Genomic DNA, 8,993 nt, shown 5'->3' on the forward strand with positions numbered 1-8,993 from the left:
CCCCATTCTGGTGACTTTAATCTCTGTGTCGATCGCAGGTCTGTGGCGCGATCGCATTGGTCCCGGGAAGGGGGATAATTTTCGATCGCAACTCCTGGCAATTGTTAGGGGAATGGCACGTTATGAGGCTGAAGATGAAAACTTGGAAACGGTTTGGATTGTTTGCGTTAATCGGATTGTTGCTCAGTTGGGCGATCGCTTGCACTCCGGGGTCGGAGTCTTCTTCGAGTTCCCAATCGGGAGTCCGCGAGGTGGAATTCTGGACGATGCAGCTACAGCCGCAGTTTACGGAGTATTTCAACGAGGCGATCGCTACGTTTGAATCCCAAAACCCCGATATCGAGATCCGCTGGGTGGATGTGCCTTGGTCGGCGATGGAAAGCAAAATTCTGGCGGCGGTTTCTGCCAATACTGCCCCGGATGTGGTCAATCTCAATCCCAATTTTGCTACCCTCCTGGCGAGTCGCAATGCTTGGCTGGACCTGGACGATCGAGTACCCCGGGAGATTCGCGATCGCTATCTCCCCAACATCTGGGACGCAAGCACTTTTAATGGCAAAAGCTTTGGCATCCCCTGGTACCTCACCACTCGCATCACGATTTACAACCAAGACCTCTTCCAGGAAGCGGGCATCCCTAACCCCCCAGAAACCTATGCGGAATTAGCCCAGGTGGCGCAGCAAATTCGCGATCGCACCGGCAAATATGCATTTTTCGTGACTTTTGTGCCGGGAGATTCGGCAGAAGTGCTCGAATCAATGGTGCAAATGGGCATGGAATTGGTGGATGCCGAAGGCAAAGCTGCCTTTAACACCCCAGAAGGCGAGGCGGCTTTTCAATATTGGGTGGATCTCTATCAGCAGGGTCTCTTGCCTCGGGAATCCCTCACCCAAGGCCACCGTCAAGCGGTACAGTTATATCAATCGGGTCAAATCGCCATGCTGGCTTCTGGTCCGCAGTTCTTCCAGACGATCGCCGCTAATGCCCCGGATATTGCCCGGGTCTCCGCCGCCGGCCCGCAAATTACCGGCCAAACCGGTCAGAAAACTGCTGCTGTGATGAATTTAATCATCCCGCGCAATACCGATGTGCCAGAAGCGGCGGTCAAGTTCGCGTTGTTTGTCACCAATGATGAAAATCAGTTGGCCTTTGCCCGCGAAGCGAATGTGTTGCCCTCCACGGTGAAGGCCCTAAAAGATAGTTATTTCCAACAATTGCCCCCAGATGCTTCCCCGGTGGATCGGGCGCGGATTATCAGCGCCGGTCAGATGAGTTCGGCTTCGGCGCTGATTCCGGCGATCGAGGATATCCAGCAGTTGCAAAAAATTATTTACGAAAATTTACAAGCCGCTATGCTCGATCGCAAGTCGGTCCGCGTTGCACTCGCCGATGCCGCACAGCAGTGGAATGCCCGCCATTAAGTGAGGTGAGTGGGGGAATTAAAATCGCGCCGAGGCAAAACTTGCCTCCGCCGACGCGGACTATTTTTTTCCCCATGATTCCCTCGAACATCATATCAGTTCAGTCGTCTTTAGACGACTTCAGCTCGAGGAGGCGGGGATTAAAATCCCCGTCTCTCCGGCAATTCTTGCCCTACGACTGTTGTATCCGGGCTAAAAAGTGCCCCAAGAGATAAAGCGACCCGCATAAAATTGGCAATTTGTCAAGGTCTTGAATCGCTTTTTCTAGGGCGAGGAATACATCGGCATAGCAGCGCACTTGTGCTAATTCCGGGCAAATGCTTTGCGCCAAGGTGGCCAGGTCTTCTGGGTCGGCGGAACTGCGATCGGGAACGGGAACTAAGTATAATCTATCCTGCGGTCGCAGCAGGGCTTTAAATATACCTTCGTGGTCTTTGGTAGACAGCATTCCCATCACCCAGGTGACGGGTTGGGTGGGGCTGACCTTTGCCACATAATCGCGCAGCACTTGGGCGGCGGCGGCATTGTGGGCACCATCGATCGCAAAGGAGCGATCGCGCCACTCGATCCACTGCAGGCGTCCGGGCCATTGGGTGTTCGCCATCCCCCTGGCGATCGCTGGGTCGGAAATCTGCCACCCCTGCTCTCGCAGAATTTGCAATGCGGCGATCGCTAGGGCACTATTATGCAACTGCACCGCTCCATGCAAGGGCAACGGATACTCAATCCCTTGATAGCTAACCCGAGGTAACGCGATCGGCATCCCCACCGCAGAACCCTTCGCCTCTCCTTCCCCTTTCGGGATGGCCGGTTCTGGAAAAATCGCCGGACATCCCAATTCGGCAATCCGCTTTTTCACCACCGACATCGCCTCTGGTGGCAATTGTCCGATAACCGCCGGACATCCGGGTTTGAGAATCCCCGCTTTTTCCCCGGCAATATCGCCTAAAGTCGGACCGAGGCGCTGCCAATGTTCCCAACTAATCGAGGTGATTATCGACACTAAGGGGCGATCGCAAGCATTCGTGGCATCCAGTCGCCCCCCGAGTCCTACTTCCATCACCGCCACATCTACCTGCTGCTGGGCAAAATACACCCACGCCGCCGCCGTCACTACCTCAAATAAGGTCGGCGAGGGCGCATCGGGGGCGATCGCCCTTTTAACTCGCAGCAGGCAGTCTTCTAATTCATCGCGCGAAATCGGTACGTCATTGATGCAAATCCGTTCCGTCCAGTCTACCAAATGTGGCGAGGTGTAGCGCCCCACCCGATATCCCGCTTGGGTCAAAATCGCCGACAAATAAGCACAAACCGAACCTTTGCCGTTGGTTCCGGCAACGTGAATCAGCGGCACTCGCTGTTGCGGATTGCCTAACTCGGCAAGCAGTCGGTGAATCCGCTCTAGTCCCAAGTTAACACCAAAATACTGGAACTGTTTTAGAATAGAATCGATAGTCACAATTTGAAAGTCTAGAGTGTGGTGGTCACGTACCCGTTCATCATTCTATTGTGCTCGAAAACGTCAAACGTGAGCAAATATCTTTCTCGGTCCGATGTCCATTTTAACCGCGATCGCCGAGGCGATCTCAACAATGGCGATTCCTCCTATTCCCTGTGGTTCGTCCTGGTGGTGGCGGTATTCATCACTTGTCTGATTGTCTCGAATATTATCGCCGTGAAGTTGGTGCAGATTTTTGGCTTCGTGGTGACTGCCGGGGTGGTGCTGTTCCCGATTAGCTACATCTGTGGCGATGTCCTCACCGAGGTCTATGGCTACCCCCAGGCGCGCCGGGTGATTTGGTTGGGGTTTTTTTGCAATTTACTGGCAGTGGTGGCTATCTGGGTGGCGCAGGTGTTGCCTCCCGCCACGTTTTGGCCCTCCCAAGGCGCTTACGAGCAAATTTTGGGCTTTACCCCGCGTCTGTTGGTGGCGTCGTTTTTCGCCTATTTGGTGGGGGAGTTTGCTAATGCGATAATTCTGGCAAAGATGAAAATTGCCACCCGAGGACGCTATTTGTGGGCGCGAACTATTGGATCGACTCTGGTGGGACAAGGATTGGATTCTCTGGTGTTCGTTACGGTAGCGTTTTGGGGCACTATTCCCCTGGCGGGCATGACTGAGGCGATCGCGGTTCAATGGTTGGTAAAATCCGCCTATGAAGCCTTGGCAACTCCGTTGACCTATTGGGTGGTTAATTTCCTCAAGCGTCGGGAAGGGTTGGATGCCTACGATCGCGAGGGTCGGTTTAATCCTCTCTCGTTCTCAGAGTAACCTGCGATCGTTGCGCGGTTCCCCAACTCTACCTGGAAACCTCGGAGGCGCTCGATCTATCCATTCAAACGCAATTCCCATCGCAACAGAAAAAACCGCATGGCTTCGCAATGGGTGGCGGAAGCGGCAAGGAAAAAAGCGCTAAGAAGAAAAAGCGCAAGTAGCAAACGCGATCGCTAAAATTTTAGCAGCGATCTGCCGTTTACGTGAGAAACTGGGTTTCTGACACAACTCTTTCCCAAGGCAACAAATTGAATCCAGAAACCCGGTTTCTTTTCCCTCGCCCCTACTACTCAGTTAACAATCGCTCTTATTTAGCCTTTAATTCGGTACAATTTCAACATTTCTCTTAATGGCGTAAGCTGCACCAAAGAGATAGGCCTCGATTTCTTTAGGTATAACCTCTCTGTGTTCCCCATGCGATTTCCTCAACGCCCCACTTCCAACGCCAAACCCAAAACCCGCTCGCGACAAAATTTCTCACAATGTCTTCTACTCCATTCCCTCCTCATCAATGGTAAATTCTTGGGGATTTTGCAGCCAGAACTTGCCCTGCCGTTTAATCAAATCTCCCCTGACTCGCACGGGGAGTTGTTCGTGGTAAGCGCGGGCGGCTGACTCGCGATCGCCCTCGGGAAAGCAAGTATAAAACTTCCATAATTTCTCTACCACAATTCCCATCAGCGTCACCGGTTCCGATCGCAGGTCTTCCGGTATGGCGATCGCCACGGCTTCGATTTCCAAATTCGGAACTTCGGCAATCAAATCTCGCAAAATCTTTACCTGCGATCGCTCCTCCACCTCTGCCAAAATCTCCAACACATCCGCCATCCGAAAATCATAATACCCCACATTCCGATCCATTGGCAGGACGATTTCGCGATACAGACATCCCGATTCTCGCCACTGCCAAATCGTGGAATTTTCATCGCATAAATGCCCTTTTTCCTGCCAACCTTTCCCCTGCAAATACTCAGCCACATCCTGGGGAACAATGCTGTGTAAAATTTGTCGATGACTTCCCTTTACTTTCATTCTCTACCTCCTTGCTAGGGGCGTTGGGCTAAATCGAACCGTTGCCCGCCAGCCATTTTTCAGCGCGGGAGATATTGGCCTCTCACTGGATCCTCTGGGAATGGAAGGGCCAAGCGAACTCGCCGTGACATCAACCCAAAAGACAAACACCTCCCTTCTTCTATTTTATCAGCTTCCCTCCCCTTTAAATTCACCTCGCCATGCGATCGCATTTTTCCTATAATAAAACTAATACCATCAGCCAACAAAATACTTTTATGATTCTCCAACACCTACGCCGTTTTTCCTTTACGGTGGTGTGCCTGTGCATCTGCCTTTCTTCCTGTTCTCCCGTTTCTCCCATCGGGGAACGACAGCGGCGCAAAGTCAACGCCGGCATCCCGCCAGATTTGCAATCGCAATTTGTCCAACCCCAGCGCAGTAAACTGGGAATGGCGGTTTCGGCGCATCCTTTGGCGACGGAAGCGGGAGTGGCGATGCTGGAAGATGGCGGAAATGCAATGGATGCTGCTGTGGCGACCGCTTTGGCAATTTCTGTGGTGGAACCGTTTTCCGCCGGAATTGGTGGCGGCGGATTTTTGCTGTTGCGCGAGGCGGAAACGGGCAAAATCCGGGCGCTGGATTTTCGGGAACGCGCCCCAATGGCAGCATCGCGGGATATGTATCTCGATGATGAGGGTAAGGTGAAATCGAGGGCGAGTTTGGACGGACATTTGGCGGTGGGGGTCCCGGGAACGGTTGCGGGATTGTATGAACTGCATCGCGAGTATGGAAAGTTGCCCTGGTCCGCAGTGGTCAAACCGGCGATTCGTCTGGCGCAAGAGGGATTTGAACTGAGCGATCGCTTTATCCGGTTTACCCAAAGACGGCGGGATGTATTATTACAAAATACCGCCGCTAAAGCTATTTTTACCCGCCAGGGTCAAATGTACGAACCGGGAGATATTTTAGTTCAAAAAGATTTAGCCAATACGTTAAAAACCATTTCCCAAGACCCGGAAAGTTTCTATTCGGGAAAAGTTGCCTGGGCGATCGCGCAAGACATGCAACAACATGGCGGATTAATTACCCTAAATGACCTTATCAATTACGAACCGATTTGGCGCGACCCCATTTGCGGTAACTTCCGCGACGCGCGCATTTGTTCTATGCCGCCGCCCTCTTCTGGCGGCGTCCATTTATTGCAAATTTTAAATATCATCGGCGAAACGGATTTAGCTGATTTGGGATGGCAAAACCCGGATGCTTTACATTTAATGGTAGAATCGATGCGGATTGCTTACGCCGATCGCGCGGCACATTTGGGAGATCCGGACTTTGTAGAAGTGCCAGTGCGACAACTCACGAGCAAGGAATACGCCAAACAGCGCCGGGAGGAAATCCAAATGGACCGGGTGCGGCGATCGGACGAGGTGACGGCGGTGGATGAGGCAACCCTGCAGCGCCTGCAAGGAGAATCCACCAATACCACTCACCTGACGATTGTGGATCGCGATCGCAATGTGGTGAGTATGACCTTTACTATTAATGGCGGGTTTGGTGCCGGGGTGGTGGCCGCCGGCACGGGCATTGTGCTAAACAACGAAATGGATGATTTTGCGATCGCTCCCGGCGTGCCGAATTTATACGGCTTAGTGGGAGATGAGGCTAATGCGATCGCCCCGCGCAAAACGCCCCTTTCCAGCATGACGCCCATCATCGCTACCCGCAACGGACGTTTCCTGATGGCGGCGGGTTCTCCCGGCGGTAGCACGATTATTACCACCGTCCTCCAAATTGCCCTGAATGGCATCGAATACAATATGAATGCCGGTGCCGCCGTTTCCGCTCCGCGCCTGCATCACCAGTGGTTGCCCGATGTGCTGTGGTTAGAACGCGGCGGCTTTGGCGCGGATACCGTCCAATCTCTCAAGGAACGGGGACATAATATCGAAGTGCGCGACGGTTGGGGCAATGCCAATGCGATTTTTGTTACCGAAGATGGCACAATACAAGGTGCTGCCGACCCCCGGGGTGAAGGAACTGCTATTGGTTTGTGAGATACCGAGATATAGTATCGACCGTCCGGGGGAGGCTTGGCATGTATAAATAAAGAGGCGTTGACTCACCTAATTCATCCGCCGATCTTCTTGACTTCGCCCAACCCGATCGCGTCGAAATGATTGTCACCTAAATCCCGAGATTGATGGCATCGGCTCGATCGCATTTACCATTGAATCGTAGCCCAATTTTAGAGCAAACCATCCTTATGAGTATTCTCGTGTTTGGCAGCATTAATATGGACCTCGTAACCCGCACTCACCGATTGCCCAATCCGGGGGAAACCATTGCGGGGCAAGACTTTTTTACCGCAGCAGGGGGCAAAGGGGCAAATCAAGCCGTGGCGGCGGCAAAACTGGGGATGACCACCGAAGTGATCGGACGGGTGGGCGAGGATAATTTTGGGCGAGAACTCTTGTGCGGGTTGCGCGAGTCTGGGGTGCAGTGCGTACGCGTAGTTGTAGATAATTCCACTACCTCTGGCGTGGCGGCGATCGCTGTAGACGAGAAGGGAGAAAATACCATTATTATCGTAGCAGGAGCCAACGGTAAAGTCAATCCCTCGGACTGCGATCGCTTGAGTGATTTATTCCCCCATGCCGATGCTTTATTATTGCAGTTAGAAGTTCCCCTGCCTGCAGTGCAAGCAGCGGCGGAAATGGCTAGCTATGCCGGGGTACCCGTTATCCTAGACCCCGCACCAGCGCGCGAATTGCCGGCAGACTTGTATCCCTTGGTGGATATTATCACTCCCAACGAAACCGAAGCTAGCATTCTCACTGGGATTTCTGTGAGTGACGCGGAAACGGCTCAAAAAGCTACAGCGGAGTTACGGCGGCGCGGGGTGGCAGTGGCGATCGCCAAGTTGGGGGCAAAAGGGGTATTCTGTGCTAATGCCGACTCGAACTTCTTTTTCCCCGCATTTGACGTGCAAGCGGTGGATACGGTGGCGGCGGGAGATGCATTTAATGGCGCATTGGCAACGGCGATCGCCCTGGGAAAACCCTTGCGCGAGGCGGTGAAATGGGGCGCAGCCGCCGGTGCCCTATCGGCTATGCAACCGGGCGCGCAACCCTCTCTCCCCGATCGCGAAACTTTCGATAACTTTCTCACTAGCCGGGAGAACAGATAAGCCCTTAAGTGAGAGAAAGAGTCCGCGTAGGCGGACTTGACCTACCCAGGCGCGATTTCAATCGCCCGCTTTGCTTACCTTGTCTCGCCCGGTTTTCGGGTGGAGGCGATCGCGGCAATTCCATACACCTTTATTCCGTGATTTTGCAGCACGCGCATGGCTTCGCGACAAGTGGCACCGGTGGTGTATATGTCATCGAGCAATACGACTCGGGAGGGTTTTTTGCGGCGAAAGGCTTTGCCCAAACCCATCGCTTGGGCGAGAGTTTTTTGTCGCTCTTCCCGGGATAAGCTATAGAGTGCCTCGGTTTCGCGGATCCGTTCCAATCCGGTGGCGGCTAAGGAGTAGCGGGTGAGTTCGCAGAAATGTTTGGCCAGTAATTCCGCTTGATTGAACCCGCGTTGCTTCTGTTTTTCCGGGTGCATGGGAATGGGCACTACCGCGATCGCACCGCGCGCCGCCAGGGGCGAGTTTATCCAAGCTTCTGCCAAGGCGTGACCCAGGGGTCTTGCCAGTTCCGGGCAATCCTCATATTTCATGGCGGCGATCGCTCGTTTCAAGATTCCGCCGTAACTGCCCCAAATCAACACTGGAGGTTTGCCCGGACGCAGTTGATGCAGGTTGTTAAACTGAGATTGCTGAAGCTGTTTATTGCAGGCTGGACATAAACTGCCTTGGCTCGGGCGATCGCATAGGGCGCAGTTCGGTTGAAAAAATAAATTCAGAATCCCCTTTAAGAATTGAGACCCCTTTCCCATCAGTTGCTATTCTCTCCATACCGTCATTGAGGTACAGCACTCATCCAGCCCCCGCCAGATGCAATGCCCCCCTTTATTGTCCCTGAATCCAGGCCCGAGGGACAAGGCGGCTGGCGATTCGTTACAGTTTTTAACATTTTGATGATGTAAGGCTCTCACTAAAATGAACCCGGGCGGGATAGACCTTTCCTTGAACTTAAGGGCGATTCCTTGGCGAATGCCGATCGCGCTTTGTTACAATTTTTAATTTATGCTGTATTTCATCGAAAATTAGGGGTTGGTAAGGGGGGCGAATGGAAACCCCTGTCATTTATGTATGGGGAGGAATTCGCCCC

The 8,993-nt window shown here is 53.1% G+C and carries 7 protein-coding genes; 4 read left to right on the forward strand and 3 right to left on the reverse strand.

Translation table 11 applies throughout. From position 1 onward, the window contains the following. The first annotated feature begins 128 nt into the window (after window positions 1-128). Window positions 129-1,421 carry an ABC transporter substrate-binding protein gene (locus AC0QH1_RS07435; protein WP_324630381.1) on the forward strand — a complete coding sequence of 431 codons (1,293 nt, stop codon included), beginning with the start codon at window positions 129-131 and terminating at the stop codon, window positions 1,419-1,421. A 172-nt stretch (window positions 1,422-1,593) separates the two neighbouring features. On the opposite strand, the gene AC0QH1_RS07440 is transcribed toward AC0QH1_RS07435, so the two are convergent. After that, window positions 1,594-2,880 carry a bifunctional folylpolyglutamate synthase/dihydrofolate synthase gene (locus tag AC0QH1_RS07440; protein WP_324630373.1) on the reverse strand — a complete coding sequence of 429 codons (1,287 nt, stop codon included), beginning with the start codon at window positions 2,878-2,880 and terminating at the stop codon, window positions 1,594-1,596. Between the two features lie 69 nt (window positions 2,881-2,949). Between AC0QH1_RS07440 and AC0QH1_RS07445 the strand changes: the two genes are divergently transcribed. Continuing rightward, a complete protein-coding gene (locus tag AC0QH1_RS07445; RefSeq protein ID WP_324630374.1) occupies window positions 2,950-3,693 on the forward strand; it encodes a queuosine precursor transporter in 744 nt (247 codons plus the stop codon). A 492-nt stretch (window positions 3,694-4,185) separates the two neighbouring features. Here the strand turns inward: AC0QH1_RS07445 and AC0QH1_RS07450 are convergent, their stop codons facing one another. Continuing rightward, entirely contained in the window at window positions 4,186-4,728 is a 543-nt protein-coding gene (locus tag AC0QH1_RS07450) for a hypothetical protein (protein ID WP_324630375.1), read from the reverse strand. 257 nt (window positions 4,729-4,985) lie between these two features. Here AC0QH1_RS07450 and ggt point away from each other — a divergent pair, with 257 nt between their 5' ends. Together ggt and rbsK are read left to right on the forward strand one after the other, a co-directional pair. Then, on the forward strand, window positions 4,986-6,767 hold the full coding sequence (gene ggt / locus AC0QH1_RS07455; RefSeq protein WP_324630377.1) for a gamma-glutamyltransferase: 1,782 nt from the start codon (window positions 4,986-4,988) through the stop codon (window positions 6,765-6,767). Window positions 6,768-6,976: 209 nt separating this feature from the next. After that, window positions 6,977-7,900 (forward strand): ribokinase, encoded by a 924-nt coding sequence (rbsK, locus tag AC0QH1_RS07460; protein ID WP_324630378.1) that lies wholly within the window; start codon window positions 6,977-6,979, stop codon window positions 7,898-7,900. A 74-nt stretch (window positions 7,901-7,974) separates the two neighbouring features. Here rbsK and AC0QH1_RS07465 read toward each other — a convergent pair whose 3' ends face one another. Next, window positions 7,975-8,658: a ComF family protein gene (locus tag AC0QH1_RS07465; protein WP_324630380.1), complete on the reverse strand. Its 684-nt coding sequence runs from the start codon at window positions 8,656-8,658 to the stop codon at window positions 7,975-7,977. Window positions 8,659-8,993 lie beyond the last annotated feature (335 nt).

The organism is Phormidium sp. CCY1219 (genome assembly GCF_055795085.1).

Coding starts and splice junctions, on each gene's coding strand:
- ggt (WP_324630377.1), top strand. CDS start 4,986: ATGATTCTCCAACACCTACGCCGTTTTTCCTTTACGGTGGTGTGCCTG.
- AC0QH1_RS07450 (WP_324630375.1), bottom strand. CDS start 4,728: ATGAAAGTAAAGGGAAGTCATCGACAAATTTTACACAGCATTGTTCCC.
- rbsK (WP_324630378.1), top strand. CDS start 6,977: ATGAGTATTCTCGTGTTTGGCAGCATTAATATGGACCTCGTAACCCGC.
- AC0QH1_RS07465 (WP_324630380.1), bottom strand. CDS start 8,658: ATGGGAAAGGGGTCTCAATTCTTAAAGGGGATTCTGAATTTATTTTTT.